The organism is Hyphomicrobiales bacterium (genome assembly GCA_016710435.1).
In the GTDB taxonomy this organism is placed as follows: Bacteria; Pseudomonadota; Alphaproteobacteria; order Rhizobiales; family Aestuariivirgaceae; genus Aestuariivirga.
The window spans coordinates 2730436-2750295 of the sequence record JADJVV010000001.1 but is presented as its reverse complement, the minus strand read 5'-3'; the positions used below and the strand labels follow the sequence as shown (position 1 = coordinate 2750295).

At 62.8% G+C, this 19860-nt stretch carries 11 protein-coding genes and 1 pseudogene; 4 read left to right on the top strand and 8 right to left on the bottom strand.

Features of this window, described 5'->3' with window-relative positions; all coding sequences use genetic code 11:
- Position 1: 1 nt before the first annotated feature.
- The 3 genes from mlaD to IPM06_13345 form a co-directional block, all read right to left on the bottom strand.
- Positions 2-532 (bottom strand): outer membrane lipid asymmetry maintenance protein MlaD, encoded by a 531-nt coding sequence (mlaD, locus tag IPM06_13355; GenBank protein MBK8771411.1) that lies wholly within the window; start codon positions 530-532, stop codon positions 2-4.
- A gap of 21 nt (positions 533-553) precedes the next feature.
- Positions 554-952, bottom strand: a complete 399-nt coding sequence (locus tag IPM06_13350; GenBank protein ID MBK8771410.1) for an NADH:ubiquinone oxidoreductase subunit NDUFA12 — start codon at positions 950-952, stop codon at positions 554-556.
- A 122-nt stretch (positions 953-1074) separates the two neighbouring features.
- Positions 1075-3084 (bottom strand): phosphatase PAP2 family protein, encoded by a 2010-nt coding sequence (locus tag IPM06_13345; GenBank protein MBK8771409.1) that lies wholly within the window; start codon positions 3082-3084, stop codon positions 1075-1077.
- Between the two features lie 53 nt (positions 3085-3137).
- Between IPM06_13345 and IPM06_13340 the strand changes: the two genes are divergently transcribed.
- Entirely contained in the window at positions 3138-3899 is a 762-nt protein-coding gene (locus IPM06_13340) for a sulfite exporter TauE/SafE family protein (GenBank protein ID MBK8771408.1), read from the top strand.
- Position 3900: 1 nt separating this feature from the next.
- Here IPM06_13340 and IPM06_13335 read toward each other — a convergent pair whose 3' ends face one another.
- The 3 genes from IPM06_13335 to IPM06_13325 are packed head-to-tail and all read right to left on the bottom strand — an operon-like array spanning position 3901 to position 8802.
- The gene (locus tag IPM06_13335) at positions 3901-5772 is read right to left on the bottom strand and encodes an alpha-amylase (protein ID MBK8771407.1); all 1872 of its coding nucleotides are present in this window, start codon (positions 5770-5772) and stop codon (positions 3901-3903) included.
- Between the two features lie 44 nt (positions 5773-5816).
- Positions 5817-8489: a calcium-binding protein gene (locus IPM06_13330; GenBank protein ID MBK8771406.1), complete on the bottom strand. Its 2673-nt coding sequence runs from the start codon at positions 8487-8489 to the stop codon at positions 5817-5819.
- A 7-nt stretch (positions 8490-8496) separates the two neighbouring features.
- Positions 8497-8802, bottom strand: a complete 306-nt coding sequence (locus tag IPM06_13325; protein MBK8771405.1) for a hypothetical protein — start codon at positions 8800-8802, stop codon at positions 8497-8499.
- Here IPM06_13325 and IPM06_13320 point away from each other — a divergent pair.
- The 3 genes and pseudogenes from IPM06_13320 to IPM06_13310 all read left to right on the top strand — a co-directional run bounded on the left by IPM06_13320 (position 8739) and on the right by IPM06_13310 (position 16227).
- Positions 8739-10323: pseudogene (locus IPM06_13320) on the top strand (DHA2 family efflux MFS transporter permease subunit). The gene IPM06_13325 and the pseudogene IPM06_13320 overlap by 64 nt on opposite strands.
- 77 nt (positions 10324-10400) lie before the next feature.
- Complete coding sequence (locus IPM06_13315; GenBank protein ID MBK8771404.1) at positions 10401-11975, top strand: trimethylamine methyltransferase family protein; 1575 nt, start codon at positions 10401-10403, stop codon at positions 11973-11975.
- 574 nt (positions 11976-12549) lie between these two features.
- Positions 12550-16227, top strand: coding sequence for a vitamin B12-dependent ribonucleotide reductase (locus IPM06_13310; GenBank protein ID MBK8771403.1), 3678 nt, complete (start codon positions 12550-12552; stop codon positions 16225-16227).
- A gap of 869 nt (positions 16228-17096) precedes the next feature.
- On the opposite strand, the gene IPM06_13305 is transcribed toward IPM06_13310, so the two are convergent.
- Complete coding sequence (locus IPM06_13305) at positions 17097-17687, bottom strand: L,D-transpeptidase (GenBank protein MBK8771402.1); 591 nt, start codon at positions 17685-17687, stop codon at positions 17097-17099.
- A gap of 381 nt (positions 17688-18068) precedes the next feature.
- On the bottom strand, positions 18069-19850 hold the full coding sequence (gene aspS / locus IPM06_13300) for an aspartate--tRNA ligase (protein MBK8771401.1): 1782 nt from the start codon (positions 19848-19850) through the stop codon (positions 18069-18071).
- Positions 19851-19860 lie beyond the last annotated feature (10 nt).

The window sequence follows — 19860 nt, the reverse complement described above, 5'->3', positions numbered from 1 at the left end:
CTCAGGGCTGCTCCGGCGCAGGGGCCGTTTCAGGTGTCGCGGGAGCGGGAGCGGGCGCGGGCGCCGGCTCCGGTGCAGACCTCGAACCGGACATGGCCTGACCGATCAGCGCCCACAGATCAACTGAGCCTTGGGTGTAACTGAACTGCCCGCCGGCGGCGAGCTTGGTATCCGAACCGCCCGGTTCCAGGGCGATGAACTTGCCGCCCAGCAGACCTTCGCTTGTCACCTTGGCGGCGGAGTCGTCGGCGAGCGAGACTGATTTGTCGACAGTCATCTCGATGCGCGCCTGATAGCTTTCAGTGTTGAGCGATTGCGCGGTGACGCTGCCAATCTTGATGCCTGCAAGACGCACATCCGTGCCGACATTGATGCCTTCGGCGTTGTCGAATTCCGCAATCAGCGTGTAGCCGCTGGCACCTGCGCCGCCGCCCACGCCCGCCGTCTTATAGGCATAGGCGAAGAAAGCCACAGCCAGCGCAACGACGGCTGCGCCGACGGCGGTTTCAAGCGTGGTGGATCCTGCGGACACGGCGTGCGCCCCCTCGTCTGCTTATTCCGGACGCCAGGCCTGGTAGTCAGGCGCCTGGGTGCGGGGCTTGCCGCCGACGGCGATGGAGCCGGGCGGATGATAGGCGTTCACGGAGCCGGTGTAATTTTCGTGATGCGGCTTTTCCCATTCGCGCGGCATGTAGTCGCCGTCCTGCGGGGGCGTGTCAGTGCGGTGATGCATCCAGCCGTGCCAGCCGGGCGGCACTTGCGAGGCTTCCGAATAATTGGCGTAGATCACCCAGCGGCGTTCGGGGATCGAGTCCGGGATGGCCGACTTGGCCCGGTAATAGCGGTTGCCGAGCTGATCGGTGCCCACGTGCTCACCCTTGCGCCAGGTGTAGAAGCGCGTGTTCCAGGTGGCACCATTCCACCAGGTGAAAAACTGTTTCACGATTCGCATTGCGGGTGTTTCCAATCGGTCTCGAAATCGCGGCGGAATATGGCGGAAGGCACTCGCAAAATCCAGTTGGAATTTGCCCTTTTCGAGGCCGTTCCCGGCGGTGCGGGGAGCGGCCAAACAGCTCAGGGCGCGGCGAGGATCACGGGTCCGGCATTGGTTCCGGTGGGCACCCCTGCGACGACGGTTCCGGGCAATCCCGCGAGAAGCCGGACTGTAGCCCCGTCCGGCGCAGGCCCCGAGCGTGGCAGCGTGAACAGCTTGAAGCGAGGTGCATTGACCTCCTCCAGAAGACTCAGTGCGAAGACCGGTTCTTCATGCCCCTGCAGGGTTACGGCGCTGCCGGTCTTGAAGACGCGCAGCACAAGACGACCATCGGGCAGTGCGGGATCTTTCTTCACCGCCGTCAATCTGGCCTGCAGGCCTTCATGCAAGAGGGGCCGTGGGGGCACGGCGTCGAACGGCGCATGGGGATCGGAGTAGGCCAGCGCGGCAGTCCACGTCCATGGCGGAAGGATCTCGAAGCCTTGCGTTGTCAGATTCTGTTCCAGCCTATCCAGCGGTCCAACCCACTGGGCGACGAAGGGATCGCCAGACTTGCCCGAGAGATCAACACGGCGGGTGGGCACATGCGTCCACGCCGCAGTTGTCCACTCGGTTACGTTATAGGTTTGTGTTGCCAGGGGCGGCGCATAGGAGGCTTCACGGGCGTTGCCATTCATCTCGATGTTCATGCCTGCCGCCAGGAGCCAGGCGAAGAGCGAAACACCGATCATGCCGAGGGGACGGATGCGGCGGGCGGGCCAGGCTTCGAGGGCAACGCCAAACACCGTGGTGATGACGCCTGCGAGGGCCACACCGGCCAGCACATCGCCCAGCCAGTGAACGCCGAGGTAGAGACGGGAAAAGGCGATGAGGAACACCACCATGCCGGCCAGCGAATATACCACCGCCTTGCTCCAGCGGCCCATGGCATGGCCCGCCACCACGGCCAGAAGTCCGAAGGACAGCATGGACAGCGCAGCGTGGCTGCTCGGAAAGCTGAGGGGCGATTCGATTGCTTCCGGCGGCAGCAGCATGGGACGCGGCCGGGCGAAATAGACCTTCATCGACAGGACGAGGGCCTGCTCCACAGCCACGGCCAGCACAATGCCAAGCGCGGTGCGCCAGGCGCGATGGGCGAACAACCACAGCGCCATGGCGGCGCAGAGCATCAAAAGCACCGGTGATTCACCCATCATCGAGATGCGCGTCATCAGCATGTCGCCGGGCGCGTTGCGAAGTTCCGCAAGGAGGCCATGGACCGACTGGTCGAGATTGGAGGCGGCGTCCAGCGTGCCGGCGCGGATGATGAGATAGAGCACGATCGCCGCTGCAACGAGCAAAGTCAGGCCCAACGCCACGATCCGCACCGCCTTGGGATGATCGGGCGAGAGCTTGCGGCCCAGCCTGTAGAAGGGCCGGGAATTCTGCGACTTGGCGCGGCGCGAGAGCCCCGACAGGGCGCGGCGTATCCATGGCGTGAACAATCCCGCGGAAAGAAGGCGGATCACCCAGCCCAGCACGCCGAGCGCCACGAGCAGCAGTACGAGAAGGAACGTGAGGCGTCCGCTGAATTCGCCCGCAAGCGCCAGCCCCTGCCCGATCAGTACGCCGGGAAAGACGTGGGCCGCGGCCCAGAACACGCCGCTCGTCACATTCACGAAAATGAAGAAGGGCTGGCTCATGCCCAACATGCCGACGATGCCCGGGACCACAGCCTTCACGCCGGGGACGAAACGGCCAATGGCAATCGACTTGCCGCCATGATTGCGGACAAAGTCTTCGCCTTTGGCGACCAGTGCCGGATAGCGGCTCAGAGGCCAGAAGGTCTTGAGGCGGTCGCCGTAGAGCCTGCCGGCCCAATAGGAGACCTGATCGCCGGCAATGGCGCCGAGAATCGTCGCCAGGAAAACCTGCCAGAAATCGAGATGGCCCGTACCCACCAGCGTGCCTGCGCCCACCAGCACAACGGTCGATGGCACGAACAGGCCGATGATCAGCAACGCCTCGCCGAATGCGATCAGGAAGATGATGACAATGGCCCAACCAGGGTTGGCAGAAAAATAGTCGAGGTAAGGCTGGATATGGTCCATGGTCAGGGGTTACATGACATGAATTGATTAAACAAATCAAAGACGGCTTTCGAATGACCTGGGACATCATGTTGTTGCTTTTCGCAGTGGGCGTGATGGGCGGCGCCATCAATGCCGTGGCGGGAGGCGCAACACTTTTCACCTTCCCGGCGATGATGGCGGCGGGCCTTTCTCCCGTGGTTGCCAATGCCTCCAGTTCCGTGGCGCTGACGCCCGGAAACCTCACCGGAGTGCTCTCTGAACGGAGTCAGCTTCCGGTCTTCGATGGGGCACTTTGGCTTCACATCGCGATTGCGGCGATTGGCGGTGCTGCCGGAGCGCTGCTGCTGCTGTGGACTCCGGACCGGGTGTTCACCGCACTCGTACCCCTGCTCATCGGCGTGGCGACGCTGATCTTCGCCTTCTCGAAACAAATCCAGGCGGCGGTGCGCCGCACCGATTCTGCGCACCACGACACGCCGCTGGCGCGGCAGGTGGCGTTGCTGCCCACCACGATCTACGGCGGCTATTTCGGTGCTGGCATGGGCGTGATGCTGATGGCGCTGTTCAGCATGACAAGTGCCTGGGCCGTGCGCACCGCAAACGCGGTGAAGAACATGCTGGGTGCGGCCGCAAACTGGGCGGCCATCGTGATCTTTGTCGCACAAGGTGTGATCGCCTGGCCGCAGACCCTGGTGATGCTGCTTGGCGCGCTCATCGGGGGGTTTCTCGGCGGCAAGCTGCTGGCGATCGTGCCAGTGATCTGGCTGCGTCGCTTCGTCATCGCCATGGGAACGCTGATGACGGCGGTTTATGTTTATCGCTACTGGCTTTGAGTCAGACCAGCCACAGGCGGCCGTAAGGGGCCACGGCAATCGCGTCGGCATGGAGCGGCACGTCACCTTCGCCCAGAACATCGCGGAAGGTTGTGATGCCGAGACTGCGCAACCGTTCGCCGGACAGACTCACCCAGTTTTCCGTGAAGTTGAAGACGCCGAGCAGCGTCCCCTCATCGGACAGGCGGAGGAAGCCGAAGAGTGCATCATTGCCGAGACTGACGATGCGGGTGGGTGCATCTGCGGCGAGGTGCGGCACGGCTTTGCGGCGGCGGATGATATGCTTCACGCCGGCGAAGAGGCGCGCCTCCGGGCCTGTGCCTGACCGCGCTGCCGCAACAGCGGCCCAGTCCATGCGCGGGCGATGGAGCCAGCGGTTGTCGTGGGCATGCTCGGGGACTTCCGCATAGCCCAAATCGTTCAGCAGGCCGACCTCGTCGCCCATGTAGAGCAAGGGCAATCCACCGAAGGAACAGATCAGGGCGTGGCCCATGAGCATGCGTTGCACGGCCATGTCCATCTCGTCCGCGTTGCCGGACTCGCGCGCTGCTTCCAACCCTGCGAGGCTGGCGAAGGTGCCGCTGTTCCGCCGGTCGCCCGTCGCCGCGTTTTCCTGGAAGATGGCGCCGCGTGCAAAGGTACCCGGAAATTTTCCGGCATAGAAGTCCGCGAGGAAGTTGCGGTGGCCGGGACCGGAAACACCGGGAATGGCGCCGCCATCCTCCTCGGTGATGGCCCAGCCGATGTCGTCGTGGCAGCGGATATAGGTGGCCCAGCAAGCGTGGCGGAAGCTCTCCGGAAAATGCGTGGCCAACACATGGGTCATCAGCGTGGTGTTGCGGCTGGCGAGAGACGACCAGAACTGCACCATGAGATTGTTGTGATAGGCGAGATTGGCCTCGCGGCCTGCGTGGCGGCCCTGGCCCAGATACGGCACCAGATCACGTGGCGCGACGATGGCCTCCGCCTTGTGGATCAGTGCTGGCGCTGCAATGCGGGTGGCGGCGCGGAGAGCCTGCAGAATGTCGTGCACCTCGGGCTGGTTCTGGCAATTGGTGCCGAGGCGCTTCCACATGAAGGCCACGGCATCGAGACGGAGCGCCTCCACGCCACGGTTCGCGAGCGTGAGCATCACATCCACAATCTCGACGAAGACATCCGGGTTGGACCAGTTCAGATCCCACTGATGCTCGTTAAACGTGGTCCAGACCCATTTGCCGACGTCGGGATAGAAGGTGAAATTGCCGGGCGCGTCGGCGGGAAAGATTTCGACGAGCGACTCCTCGTAGGCCGCAGGCTCGACCCCGGTGTCGAACATCCAGTAGTAGGCCTGGTATCTCGGATCGCCCTTGCGGGCCTTCTCGGCCCAGGCATGTTCCTTGGCGGTGTGATTGAGGACAAGGTCGATGCAGAGGCTCATGCCACGTGCCCGCATGGCCGTGGCCACGTCTTCGAGGTCCTGCATGGTGCCGAGACGCGGGTCGATGGCGCGGTAGTCCATCACCGAATAGCCACCGTCGTTGGGCGCGGGCCGGGGCTTGAGGCAGGGCATGAAATGGACGTAGGTCGCGCCCATTTCCTCAAGGTAATCAAGTTTTTGCGCGACGCCCTTCAAGGTTTCAGCGAAGCGGTCGACATACAAGACGTAGCCAATGTTCTTCGCGGAGAGAAACCAGTCCGGCGTGATGTCGCGGGCAAGGTCGAGGGCCTTCAGCGGCGCAGGCCGTTCTTGCCAGCGCTGGTGCAGCAAGTCTCTGAGGCGTTCCGCCAGGGCTGGGACATCATCATAGAGGCCGCTCAGGGCCGACAGGAGATCGCGTTCACTGCGCGCCCAGCGGAGGTCGAAGAGGGTCTGATCCTGGGAAGCGGGCATGGTCAGGGCTCAAAGCAAATTGCCGAGCGCGGTGCAAGCGGCTCTCACGGCAGTTCGATCGCGTCGTCGTTGATCGCGGCAGCCGTGATCGCCTGTAACACCAGCTTCCCGCCCGCCGGAAAAACAAGCACGGTATCAGGCCCCTTTTGCACCAGGGCAGCGCGGACTTCGACTCGCGACTTGAAACCAGTGGAGGGCATGATGCGGAGCTTGTCTCCCACGGTAAAATCAAGAATGACATCGTCACCCTCGCTGCCGTTGACGATGAAGACATCGTTGCCGCTGCCGCCTGAAAGAATGTCGTTGCCGGGACCGCCGTCCAGCGTATCGCGGCTGGGACCGCCGTTCAGCAAATCATCGCCGCCTTCGCCCCGCAAGCTGTTACGGTTGTTGTTGCCCGCGATTTCATTGGCGAGCACGTTGCCCGTGGCATCGAGCGGCTTCCAGCTGTCAAGCAGCACGTCCTCCACCTGGTCGGGCAGCCTCGCGATGCTCACGCGCGCGACGATGCGGTCGTGTCCGCCCTGCACGGTTTCGGTCACCGTGTCGTCCGGCGCATCCACCACATAAGTGTCGTTGCCATTGCCGCCCGTCATTCTGTCCGCGCCCCGGCCGCCGGAGATCAGGTCGTCGCCCGGTGTGCCCTTCAAATCATCGCCCGCCGACGTGCCCTCGATCGTGTGATCCGGGGTCAGGCCGAAGGCCACGGTGCGATCTGACTGGAGGATGTGGAAGTTGAGCGGCGTCAGCGCGGCGCGCTTCACGCCCCTGAGCAGGATGGTGGCGCCATTGTCGGCATAGGTGAGGCGCAAGCCTGCATCCGTGTCTACGGCAAGATGAGGGTAAAGCGCACTGCTGAAAAGGTCGGCCATGCGATAGCCACCCGTGATCAGCAACCGGTCCTCCCCCGGATTGAAATCGGTGATCGTGTCGTGTCCTGCGAAGCCGCTGCCTGATGTTCCGTATGCCGCGAAGACGAAGTGATCCGCCCCCTTTCCGCCCGTGAGCGTGTCATCGCCTGCATCGCCCTTCAGCTTGTCGGCGCCACTTCCGCCGGAGAGCGTGTCGTTGCCAGGGCCGCCGTAGAGGCGGTCGTATCCGTCGCCGCCTGCCAGATCATCATTGCCGGGGCCACCGAAGGCGATGTCGTCGCCGGCGCCGGCGTCGAAGTGGTCGGCGCCTTCGCGCAACAGCACGAGCTCGTTGGCCGCGGACTCACGTTTCGCCTCATCGAATGCCCCTTGCGGTCCTTGGGCAGCGATGTGGAGGTCAACGCCGCGGTTGCCTTCACCGCCCAAAATGTCAACGCGGTGAAACTCGCTGCCGGAGAGATAGGCCGCATAGGCGAGGCCAGCCGGCTTCCAGTCGGGTTGCCCCGTGGCCGTGAGCCCACGCGCCAATCCGAACTCGCCTTCGTATTCGCCTGCCTTCTGGTCAAACATTTCGTAGACGGTGGCGGTATCGACGGCATCCCAGCTTTCGAGCAGGCCCAGCATCTGCAAAACGGATTCGGCCTGGAGATTTTCCGCCACCGGTTGCGGCAGCACACTTCCTGCTGTGATGACCCCGTACTTGTACGGGTCCGCGAAGGCTGTATCCCACAGGGACTCCGCCCCTCCAGCGGCACTGCCGCGATAGGTGGGGTTGCCCCATTCGGTGAAATGGAAGCGCGCGGCCCCGTAGCCATTCTGCGCCAGTTGCGCCATCGTCTGATCAATGCCCTGCTCGCTGTTGCGGTCGAACCAGGCCTCGGCCGGGTTGGCGGCATCGGCAAAGAACGACAGACCCAGCGCCTTGCTTTGTGCAACATCGCGCGTGACCAGCGACTGCCACGTGAGGCGGTCGTCAGTGGGGCGCAGGAGGCGGTGATAGATGCCGTTGGACTTGGTGGCATCCCCCAATTCCTCGTCCGTGACGGGATCGAGCCATGGCTCCACACGCGCGCCATAGGGATGAAGGGCCACGGCCTCCATCGCCAGCCCTCCCTCCACATTCGCTGCGGCCTTGTCTGTCACCGGGTAGTCAAACATCGCATCGAAGAAGAGTGGATCGTGAGCGCCACCGAGCGACGGCATGATGACGGGTGGAGGTGCAGCAGCGGCAGCATTCTTCCAATCCACCGCGGCATAGGCATCATGCACCAGCGCCAGCGTGCGTTCGCCGATGCGAAAATAATCGTCGCGGGGCAGTTGTTCCGGCCGTTCACCGTAGACGCCGCCCACTTCGTTGAACATCTGCCAGCCCGCCACGTTGGCAATGGCCTTCAATCCGTCTGGCTGACGTGTGGCATAGACAATGAAGTCGTGGAGGAATTCGCCTGGGGATGCTGGATCAGCAATCGCACTCTCCCATTGGCGCTGGCCTGCCGGCGTTTGCGGAAAGTCCGCGCGGGGCCGCATCGCCCAATCGCGGATGATGCCGAAATTGAAGACGGGCCGAACTCCGTCCCGTTCCGCCGCGCGCAAGCCATCGAGCGGCGGACGCAGGTTTTCGCCCGCCGAGCCGTAGCCCCGCCGCATCAGATAGTCGCGGAAGCGCCCATCGGACAGGCCAACCGCGGCGCTGTTGAAGGATGCGGGCTGTGGCGGGGCCTGATAGTCGCTCCAGTTCGTGTCGAGGCGCGCCGCATTGCCACCCATCAGGTGCAGCCACATCAGCAGCGTGCTGACGCTAATGTCGCCAGGGGCGGAATGGAGGTGGAAGCCGAGAAGGGTCACGGTTGCGTCAGCTTCCGGTCTTCGGTGACGCCTTGCGGCAGTTCACGCCGGGCAAGGGAATCTGTTCGTAGCGGTTCTCCTCGTAGGCAGACTGGCGGGCGTCGCAGTCCGGCAGCGGCTTCACCTTGGGCGGCGGCACACCTTCAAAGAACTCATGAAAGGGTGCGTTGTCGAGAAACCAGTCGTCGTGCCCTTCCCAGTTCAGGGCTTGCGCCTTTTCAACAGCCAGCAAAAGCGCTGGCAGGATCAATGCGGCGCAGCCAATGTGCCGGCCATGCCGTCCGAATCTCTTGCTGTCAGCACGTATCACCATCTGCCTCACGTCCGCCGCTGGGTGGGATTCATTGCCTTGTGTGTTGGCATGTTCATGGCGATCCTGGACATTCAGGTGGTCGTCACCTCACTCAAGACCATCGAGGAAGCGCTGGATATTGGCGCCGACCGGATGAGCTGGGTGCAGACATCGTATCTCATCGCAGAGGTCATCGCCATCCCGATCATCGGTCTCCTCATGCGTGTGTTCGGCATGCAGCGGCTCTTCGTGGGGGCGCTTGGCGTGTTCACGCTTGCCTCCATCGGCTGTGCGGCAAGCCTCGGCTTCTGGGACCTCATGGGCTGGCGCGTCATTCAGGGTTTCGCGGGCGGCGTGCTGATCCCCATCGTGTTCTCCGCCATCTTCCTGCTGTTCCCGCGCAGCCTCGAACAGACATTGGCCACGACAGCAGCCGGTTTTCTCGCTGTGCTCGCGCCCACGCTCGGGCCGGTCACGGGTGGCTGGCTGACCGAACACTATTCGTGGCACTGGCTGTTCCTGATCAACGTGGTGCCGGGAGCACTTGCAGCCGCGGCGGGCTTCCTGGCGCTGCCGGGTCACACCACGCGGGGCCGCCTGCTGCGCGAGCTGGATTGGCTCTCCCTCATCGCCTTCGGCCTGGCACTGGGCTTCCTCATCGTCGGGCTGAAACAGGCACCGCGCGATGGCTGGCTCTCGCTGCTGGTGATCTCGCTCTTTGCCGCGTCGGCGATCATGCTGGTGCTGTCGGTGCGGCGTACTTCCCCCGCCATCATGTTTCACCTCTTGAGGGACCGCAGCCTCACCTTCGGCTGCATGCTGAGCTTCATCCTGGGCTTCATCCTGTTTGCCTCCGTCTATATTCTTCCTGTGTTCTTCGCCTTCGTCGGCGGCATGACGCCGCTCGCCATCGGCCTCATCACAATCACCATGGGCTTCACGCAGATCATTGCCGCGCCAGTGAGCGTGTGGTTGGACCGGCGGTTCGATGCGCGGCTTCTCACGGCGGCGGGCTTCATCCTGTTTGCGCTGGGCCTTGCACTCAATGCCCGGCTCACGGTGGCATCGGGCGAGGCGGACGTGTGGTGGGCACAGGTGGTGCGCGGAGCGGCGGTGGCGCTGTGCATCCTTCCACCGATCCGCATGGCGCTGGCACTGCAACCGATCGCGGTGGTCAGCGATGCCTCGGGGCTGTTCAATGTGGTGCGCAATATTGGCGGCGCCATCGGTATCGCCATCATGGACACGGTGATGTTCACGCGCGGTCCAAGTCACGCGGACGTACTGATGGCGGAGATGACATCGAACCCAGCCGCGGCGGCGCAGCACCTCGGCATCCCGCTGGAGACGCTGCCCTCGCCCGATGATGCAATGAGCATGATGGGTATCATGGACCTGATCCAGAACGCCAGTCTCACTGACGCAATCAACGATTGCTGGTGGCTGCTCACGGCGGCGTCGCTGCTGGCGCTGCCTGTTCTGTGGGCGCTGGGGCCGGTGGAGAGCGCACGGCCGGTAAAAGGAAGGCAACCTCCACACTGAGCCCTGCCATCTCCGCCCTTGCCGCTGGTCATTCCACCTGATACGCTGACTGAACAGTCAATCAAAGATATAAGACCATGGCAGATCAACACCTTGGGAATGTCCTTCGGGCTGGAGGCCGGGCGGCGCGCGTGGCGGCACGGCGGGCTACGGGGCGAGAGTCGCAGGCCGTGTGGCCCGGCCTGTCCGGAGGTCAATACAAGGCGCTTTCCGAACACGACATGGAGCGCATCCACACCACGGCGCTTGAGGTGCTGTCGCGGATCGGCATGGCAGACCCTATCCCCGCAACACGCGCCCGCGCGCTGGAGGCAGGATGCACGCTTTCTCCCGAGGGACGGCTGCGCATTCCATCTTCACTGGTGGAGGACGCAGTTGCCGCAGCACCCCGCCGCATTCCCCTCTTCGCCCGCGATCCACGCCACGACCGGGAGATCGGTGGCGATGCGGTACATTTCGCCACCGCCGGAGAAGCCGTGCGCGTCATCGACTTCGAGACGGGCGAGCACCGCCCGTCCACCATCACCGACCTCTACGACTTCTACCGCCTCGCCGACGCGTTGGAACACATTCACCACTGCGGTCAGACGGTCGTTGCCACCGACATCGATGACATCACTTCGCATGATCTCTCCATCGCCTATGCGGGATTGGCGGGCACCAGCAAGTCGTTCGGCTTCTCCATCGCGACGGCGCGGCATCTCGACAACCTCGTGCGGTTGTTCGATGCGGCCCTCGGTGGCGATGGCGCGTTTCTCAGGCGGCCCATCTGCACGATCGGCCACTGCCCTGTCGTCTCACCGCTCCGCTTTGGCCACGACACCAGCGAGGTGCAGGTGCGCTGTGCAGAATTGGGGCTCACCTCCGACATGTGTGTGGCTCCGCAAGCCGGGGCCACCGCACCTGCGGCACTGGCAGGCGCGCTGGTGCAATCGGTGGCGGAAACGCTGGCGGCGCTGGTGCAGGTTCATCTCACCCGCAAGGGTGCCCGCATGATGTTCGGGAACTGGGTGTTCGTGTCGGATCTTCGCACGGGCGCCTTCTCGGGTGGTTCCGGCGAGGAAGCTCTGCTCATGGCCGGTGCGGCACAGCTTGCCCGCTTCTACGACCTGCCGGGGTCCGTGGCGGCGGGCATGACCGACTCCAAAGCACTCGACTACCAGGCCGGCATGGAAAAGGGTCTGACGCTTGCGCTCGCCGGCCTTTCGGGAGGCAACATGATCTACGAGGCGGCGGGCATGATGTCGTCGCTGATGGCCACGAGCTTCGAGGCCATGGTGATGGACAACGAAATCCTCGGCGCCACGCAACGTACGCTGCGCGGCATTGAGGTCACGGACGAGACTTTGTCCTACGAGGTCATGGAAGACGTGTGCCTGCGTGGCCCCAATCACTACCTCGGCCACACGCAGACGCTGCAACGGATGGAAAGCGAGTTCCTCTATCCCCAGGTGGCAGATCGGCAATCGCTCAGCGACTGGCATGCGGCGGGAAAGCCCGGCATCCGCGATCACGCGCGGCGCAAGGTAACGGAGATCCTCCGCCAGCATTTTCCACAGGTGGAGCGGGAGACGTTGCTGCGCGAACGCTTCCCCCTCGCCCTCCCCGCCTCCGCGATGCGGGCTGAGACATGCCGGTGGGCTGCGCGGTGAGAATCAGTCCCTGCTTCACGCAGGATCAAGGCAGACAGGTTCGGATCGCGATTCCTTCCTGCGATTGCATTTGAACCGAATTGAGGTCCGTTTACGCGCGCGGGTTGAGATAGGCTGGAGGTGACCAGAACTGGCCGACGGTCAACAGCCCGACATTATTTTGACCTCCGCCCCTTGACGGCTGTCAAGGTTAACCCAGCGTTAATCCACTGCGCCATTCCGCCCTGTGGCTTATATCCTTATGGCGCTTGAGGTTCGGGGCAGAATCGGATGATCTTGCGGATGTCCACAGGGCGCTGGGGCCCGGGGACACAATATCTGGTATTAACCTTTCGTTAACACACTAGGTATTGACGGGTTTCTGCGGGCGGCATACTATCAGCATCCAAGATCACGAGGCCAAAAGGTGAGTTACCGAGTGGGTCTGCGGCGTTGTCCGTGGTGTCCTGCGTCGTGATGTTGGGGGCGTAACAATCGCCAAAACAGGTCAGGTGTTGAACGCGGGTTGGGACATATCCGTGGGCGCTTTTGCGTGTCCGCGGGTCAAAAGATTGCGAATTAGAGGGCGAAGAAGATGAAAATTGAGCGGCGCTTCACGACGGCTGGACGGGATGCTTATGACGGGATCGATTTCCGCAAGGCCGTGAGTGAAATCAAGAATCCGGATGGGAGCATCGTCTTCCGCCTGGAGGGCATCGAAGTGCCCGCCGCCTGGTCGCAGGTCGCGACCGACATTCTCGCCCAGAAGTATTTCCGCAAGGCGGGCGTTCCCAAGTCTCTCAAGCGCATCGAAGAAGAAACCGTGCCGTCATGGCTGTGGCGTTCGGCTGCCGACGAGACGGCGCTGGAAGGTGTGCCCGAGAAGGACCGCGTGACGGGCGAACGTTCGGCCAAGCAGGTGTTCAACCGCCTGGCCGGTACTTGGACCTATTGGGGCTGGAAGGGCGGCTATTTCGATTCGGAAGACGATGCACGCGCCTTCTACGACGAACATTGCGCCATGCTGGCCCGCCAGATCTGCGCGCCGAATTCGCCGCAGTGGTTCAACACCGGCCTGCATTGGGCCTATGGCATCGATGGTCCGTCGCAGGGTCATTATTATGTCGATCACGAAACGGGCAAGCTCACCCGCTCCAAGACGGCCTATGAGCATCCGCAGCCGCATGCCTGCTTCATCCAGTCGATCGCCGACGACCTCGTGAACGAGGGCGGCATCATGGACCTGTGGGTGCGCGAGGCGCGCCTGTTCAAGTATGGCTCCGGCACCGGCTCCAATTTCTCCTACCTCCGCGGCGAAGGCGAAAAGCTGGCCGGTGGCGGCAAGTCCTCCGGCCTCATGAGCTTCCTCAAGATCGGCGACCGTGCGGCGGGCGCCATCAAGTCGGGCGGCACGACGCGCCGCGCCGCCAAGATGGTGGTCGTTGACGTCGATCATCCGGATATTGAGCAGTACGTCGATTGGAAGGTGAAGGAGGAGGAGAAGGTTGCCTCCCTGGTCACCGGGTCCAAGATCGTCAAGAGGCACCTCGCGGCCATCATGAAGGCTTGCGTGAATTGCGACGGTCCGGGCGCCGACTGCTTCGAAATCGAGAAGAACCCGGCCCTCAAGCGCGCCGTCAGGGACGCGCGCCGCAACATGGTGCCGGACAACTACATCAAGCGCGTCATACAGTTTGCGCGCCAGGGCTACACCGAACTGCAGTTCGACACCTATGACACGGATTGGGACGGCGAGGCCTATCGCACCGTGTCCGGCCAGAACTCCAACAACTCGGTCCGCGTGACCGACGACTTCCTGCGCGCTGTCGAAACGGATGGTGACTGGGCGCTCAAGGCCCGCATTACCGGCAAGACGATGAAGACCATGAAGGCGCGCGCCCTTTGGGACAAGATCGGCTATGCCGCATGGGCCTCGGCCGATCCGGGCATCCAGTTCCACACCACCATCAACGACTGGCATACCTGCAAGGCGAGCGGCGACATCCGTGCCTCGAACCCCTGCTCGGAATACATGTTCCTGGACGACACGGCGTGCAACCTCGCCTCGCTGAACCTCATCCAGTTCAAGAAAGCCGATGGTTCCTTCGACATCGCGGCCTACGAACATGCCACGCGCCTGTGGACCGTTGTGCTGGAAATCTCGGTGTTGATGGCGCAGTTCCCCTCCAAGGAAATCGCCCGGCTCTCCTACGACTACCGCACCCTGGGCCTGGGCTTTGCCAACATCGGCGGCCTGCTGATGACGGCGGGCATCCCCTATGACAGCCACGAAGGCCGCGCCATCTGTGCCGCCATTTCGGCCATCATGACCGGTATTGCCTATGCGACTTCGGCCGAGATGGCCAAGGAGCGCGGCACGTTTGCGGGCTTCGCCAAGAACCGCGAGCACATGCTGCGGGTGATGCGCAACCACCGCCGCGCGGCTTACGGCGCAGCCGTGGGCTACGAGGGCGTGAATGTCGCTCCGGTGCCGTTGGACGAGAACGACCTTCCGGACAAGTCGCTGGCCGCAGCCGCGCGCCGCGCCTGGGATCTCGCCGTGGATCTGGGTGAGAAGCATGGCTACCGCAATGCGCAGGCCACCGTTGTTGCCCCCACGGGCACGATCGGCCTCGTCATGGACTGCGATACCACGGGCATCGAACCCGACTTCGCGCTGGTGAAATTCAAGAAGCTCGCCGGTGGCGGCTACTTCAAGATCATCAACCAGGCGGTGCCGGAAGCGCTCCGAACGCTCGGATATGCCCAGGAACAGATCGAAAGAATCATCGGCTATGCCGTGGGCCACGGCACGCTGGCGGACAGCCCTGCCCTGAACCACGCGCAGCTTCGCGCCAGGGGCTTCGGCGATGCGCAGATACAAAAGATCGAGGCGGGCCTCGCTTCGGCCTTCGACATCAAGTTCGTGTTCAACAAGTGGACGCTGGGCGAAGACTTCTGCAAGTCGGAACTGAAGCTCACGGATGCGCAGCTGAACGACTTTGCCTTCGACATGCTGGCCCACGTCGGCTTCTCCAAGTCCGACATCGACAAGGCCAACATCCATGTCTGTGGCGCCATGACGCTGGAAGGCGCACCTGGCCTCAAGGACGAGCACCTGCCGGTGTTCGATTGCGCCAATCCGTGCGGGCGCATCGGCAAGCGCTTCCTCTCGGTCGACAGCCATATCCGCATGATGGCAGCCTCGCAGCCCTTCATCTCGGGGGCCATCTCCAAGACGATCAACATGCCGAATGATGCGGCGGTTGAGGATTGCGCGGCAGCCTACATGCTGTCGTGGAAGCTCGGCATCAAGGCCAACGCACTCTACCGCGATGGTTCCAAGCTGTCGCAACCGCTCTCGGCCCAGCTGATCGCGGACGAGGACGACATGGCTGATGACGTGGCGGATGCCCTGGTGGCGAAGTCGCTGCCGGCGCGAGTCGAGACGGTTGTTGAGCGCATCGTCGAGCGGGTGATGATCCGCGAGCGCGAGAAGCTACCCTCCCGGCGCAAGGGCTATACCCAGAAGGCCGTCGTGGGTGGTCACAAGGTCTATCTCCGTACAGGTGAATATGATGACGGCCGCCTGGGCGAGCTGTTCATCGACATGCACAAGGAAGGTGCGGCCCTGCGCGCGATGATGAACAACTTCGCCATCGCCGTCTCGGTCGGCCTGCAGTACGGCGTACCGCTGGAAGAATACGTGGATGCCTTCACCTTCACGAAGTTCGAACCGGCCGGCATGGTGCAGGGCAATGACTCGATCAAGAACGCCACGTCGATCCTGGACTACGTGTTCCGCGAACTGGCCGTGTCCTACCTGGGCCGCAACGACCTCGCCCATGTGGAGCCTTCGGAATTCGGCTTCGACTCGCTGGGCAAGGGCGAGAACAGCGGCACGGACGTGCGCAGCCCCACCTCGGTTCCGGCGCAGCGCTTCCTTTCCACCGGCTTCGTGCGAAAGACCAACCTCTCCAACGTGGTGGTGATGCCACAGGGCATGCAGGTTGCAGCCCCGACATCGCCTGCCCATGCGCTGCAGATGCGCGCGGGCGAAACCGTGGGGGCGCTGGCTCTTGCCGCCGAGATCGTGGAAGCGAAGGTGACACTGTCCGAACCGGTGCAAGTCGCCGTCATGGACCGCCGCACCGAGGCCCGCCTCAAGGGTTACGAAGGCGACTGCTGTTCGGAATGCGGCAACTACACCATGGTCCGCAACGGCACTTGCATGAAGTGCGACACCTGCGGATCGACGAGCGGCTGCTCGTAATCAACCGTCACTCGTGACGCGAAGGGCCGGCGCGGCAAGCTCCGGCCCTTTTTTTGATGGAGACTCATCTCATTGAGCAGCTCGAAGCGCATCGCAGAGCCCCTTCAACACACGTCATCGATGCCGATCCGCGAATGCTCTGACAAAATATTTGTGGATAAGCGTTCGAACGCAACGGATGGACAAGAAATTCAGCAGCCTTTCTGGCGAAAATCCGGCCATTGATCCGCCTACGGAGCATCCCTACAAAACAACGGTTTTCCAGCCTGCACCGCCTCCATTTTATTTCCTCCGTACACGGAGAAAACATTGAAGCACCTGAATTTTTACCAGTTGTTAGGCACTTCCGTGAGACACACAAGATGTGGTCGGCATATTGCCGAATCACACAAACGGGTTCAGTAAGTGTTCAGTGACAAGCGCGTGAAAGGCATGAATGCCATGCAACAGCTTGGATCACTTACTGTAGAGCCTGCGTTGTGGGGCATTAACAACCAAATCTCTAGGAGATGACTATGGCTGCGAAGAAAGCAAAGAAGGCCGCTAAGAAGGCCGTGAAGAAGGCGCCCAAGAAGGCGAAGAAGGCCAAGAAGGCCGCCAAGAAGTAATTCTTCTTCGACAAGAGCTTTCTCTTCAATCGGCTCCGGTCGGCATTGCCACCGGAGCCGATTTGTTTTTGAAGTTGGCGTGTTGCGATGATCGCTTTCACAGCGATTGCTGAGTGAACAGTTAGATACCCGCCACATGGTTGCCAAACCAGCCGTTGGGAAAAGAACTGGCGCGGAACAGATTGGAAGGCGTGGTTCGCCCCGGCTCCAAACAAAAAGGCCACCCGGAGGTGGCCTTTTGCATTCGGGGAGTCTTGCCCCTTACTGATAGACGTAGATCTTCGAGCCGATCTTGACGCGTTCGTAAAGGTCGATCACGTCGGCGTTCATCATGCGAATGCAGCCGGACGAGACGGCACCGCCGATCGAGGCTTCGTTGTTGGTGCCGTGCACGCGGTACATGGAGCCACCGATATACATGGCGCGGGCACCGAGCGGATTGCCGGGGCCGCCTTCCATGAAGTCGGGAATGTAGTGGCCCTTGGCCGCTTCACGCTCGATCATCACCTGGGGCGGCGTCCACGACGGCCACTCCTGCTTGCGCACGATGGTGGAGTTACCGCTCCACTGCATGCCTTCCTTGCCCACGCCGACGGAATAGCGGATCGCTTCACCATCGCCGAGAACGTAGTAGAGGGCGCGTTCCGGCGTCTTCACCACGAGAGACCCGGCCGGATACTTGCTCTCGGTCCAGTTCACGGTTTCATGGGTGGTCTTGTTGGAAAGGCCGGCATTGGCGGCGAAGGACGCCGTCTGCAGTCTGGGATTGCGGGTGACGCGCACGTTGCGCTTGCCGAACAGGCAATCCATGAAGCCGGTGCAATCGCGCTTGCCGGTGACGCGGCGATCCATCGCCGGTTCAATGCGCAGTGTCTTGCGCTTGGCCTTGCTCTTGAGATCGGCCTGCTTCTCAGCGACCACAGGCTTCCTGCGCGCGAAGATGCTGGGCTGCTTGGCCTTGGCCTTCTTCAGCTGCGCTGCTTCGGCATCGGCTTCCTTGAGCGCCTTTTCAGCGGCCAGCTTGGCGGCCAATGCCTTCTTCTTCTTGAGAAGAATGGCCTGCTCCTGGCTGGTTGCCGGGGCAGACAGGGCCGGTGCCGCCACCGGCAGGGTAACGGCAAGGCTCAGGGCCGCCGCGAACAGAATCCGCTTCATTCAAGACCTCTTTGTGAAAGCCCCCGCTTCCTATCCCAACACGGCAGATTCAGACAAGCGGGTTAACGCACCGTTACCTCACGCTTCCGGCAAATTCAGGCGGATGTGGAGTTCGCGCAACTGTTTGGGCGTGGCATCCGAAGGCGCCCCCATCAGCAGGTCCTGGGCCTGCTGGTTCATGGGGAACAGCGTGATCTCGCGGAGGTTGGTGGCCCCCACCAGCAGCATCACGATCCGGTCCACGCCGAAGGCCATGCCGCCGTGGGGCGGTGCGCCATACTGGAAGGCGCGGTACATGCCACCGAACTTCTCCTCCACCACGGCCTTGTTCATGCCCGCGATCTCGAAGGCCTTGACCATGGTTTCGGGGGAATGGTTGCGGATCGATCCGCTCGCGATCTCGAAGCCGTTGCACACCATATCGTACTGGAAGGCCTTGATGGTGAGCGGGTCCTGCGTCTGCAACGCCTCCATCCCGCCTTGCGGCATGGAGAAGGGATTGTGGCAGAAGGCCACCTGCTTTTCCTCTTCGTCGTACTCATAGAATGGGAAATCGACGATCCAGGCGAGGGCAAATTCGTTCTCGTTGGTGAGCGCCAGCTCCTTGCCCACGCGGGTGCGGGCGTCGCCGGCGAACTTCACGAACTTCTCGGGCCGCCCCGCCACGAAGAAAACGGCATCACCCACGCCGAGGCCAAGTTGCGTGCGGATCGCGTCCGTGCGTTCCGGCCCGATGTTCTTGGCGATGGGGCCGGCACCGCCCTCCTCGCCTTCGCGCCAGAAGACATAGCCAAGACCCGGCTGTCCTTCGCCTTGCGCCCAGGAGTTCATGCGGTCACAGAAGGCGCGGCTGCCGCCCTTTGGTGCTGGAACGGCCCAGACTTCCACCTTCGGGTCGTTGGCGATCATGCCCGCGAAGACCTTGAAGCCTGAACCTGCAAAGTGCTGCGTCACCGCCTGCATCTCGACGGGGTTGCGGAGGTCCGGCTTGTCAGTGCCGTACTTGCGCATGGAGACGTCGTAGGGAATGCGCGGCACGTCCTTGCGCACGGTCTTGCCGTTGGCGAAGGCAGCGAAGGTATCGAGTATCACCGGCTCCATGGTGGCGAAGAGGTCGTCCTGGGTGACGAAGCTCATTTCCAGGTCGAGCTGGTAGAATTCGCCCGGCAGGCGGTCGGCCCGCGGGTCTTCATCGCGGAAGCACGGCGCAATCTGGAAGTAGCGGTCGAAGCCAGCCACCATCAGGAGCTGCTTGTACTGCTGCGGCGCCTGCGGCAGCGCGAAGAACTTGCCGGGGTGAATGCGGCTCGGCACGAGGAAGTCGCGCGCGCCCTCGGGCGACGAGGCGGTGAGGATCGGCGTCGAGAATTCGTTGAAGCCGATCTCGTTCATGCGGTTGCGCAGGCCGGCCACGACGCGGGTGCGCGTCATGATGTTCCTGTGCAGCGTCTCGCGGCGGAGATCGAGGAAGCGGTACTTGAGGCGCGTGTCCTCGGGATAGTCGGGTTCGCCGAAGACGGGCAGCGGCAATTCCGCGGCCTGGCTCAGCACTTCGATTTCGGTGGCGTAGACTTCGACGAGGCCCGTGGGCATGTCCTTGTTTTCGGTGCCCGCGGGGCGCGGACGGACCTTGCCATCGACGCGGATCACCCATTCCGAACGCACCCGCTCGGCCGTCTTGAAGGCCGGTGAATCCGGGTCTGCCACCACCTGCGTCATGCCGTAATGGTCGCGCAGGTCGATGAAGAGCACGCCGCCATGATCGCGCACGCGGTGCACCCAGCCAGACAGGCGGGTTTCGCCACCAGCGTGTTCGGCGCGCAGTGCGCCGCAGGTGTGGCTGCGGTAACGGTGAGTCATTGAAAACCTC

Coding starts and splice junctions, on each gene's coding strand:
- aspS (MBK8771401.1), bottom strand. CDS start 19,850: ATGACTCACCGTTACCGCAGCCACACCTGCGGCGCACTGCGCGCCGAA.
- IPM06_13340 (MBK8771408.1), top strand. CDS start 3,138: ATGACCTGGGACATCATGTTGTTGCTTTTCGCAGTGGGCGTGATGGGC.
- IPM06_13325 (MBK8771405.1), bottom strand. CDS start 8,802: ATGGTGATACGTGCTGACAGCAAGAGATTCGGACGGCATGGCCGGCAC.
- IPM06_13350 (MBK8771410.1), bottom strand. CDS start 952: ATGCGAATCGTGAAACAGTTTTTCACCTGGTGGAATGGTGCCACCTGG.
- IPM06_13335 (MBK8771407.1), bottom strand. CDS start 5,772: ATGCCCGCTTCCCAGGATCAGACCCTCTTCGACCTCCGCTGGGCGCGC.
- IPM06_13310 (MBK8771403.1), top strand. CDS start 12,550: ATGAAAATTGAGCGGCGCTTCACGACGGCTGGACGGGATGCTTATGAC.
- IPM06_13345 (MBK8771409.1), bottom strand. CDS start 3,084: ATGGACCATATCCAGCCTTACCTCGACTATTTTTCTGCCAACCCTGGT.
- IPM06_13305 (MBK8771402.1), bottom strand. CDS start 17,687: ATGGATCGCCGCGTCACCGGCAAGCGCGATTGCACCGGCTTCATGGAT.
- IPM06_13315 (MBK8771404.1), top strand. CDS start 10,401: ATGGCAGATCAACACCTTGGGAATGTCCTTCGGGCTGGAGGCCGGGCG.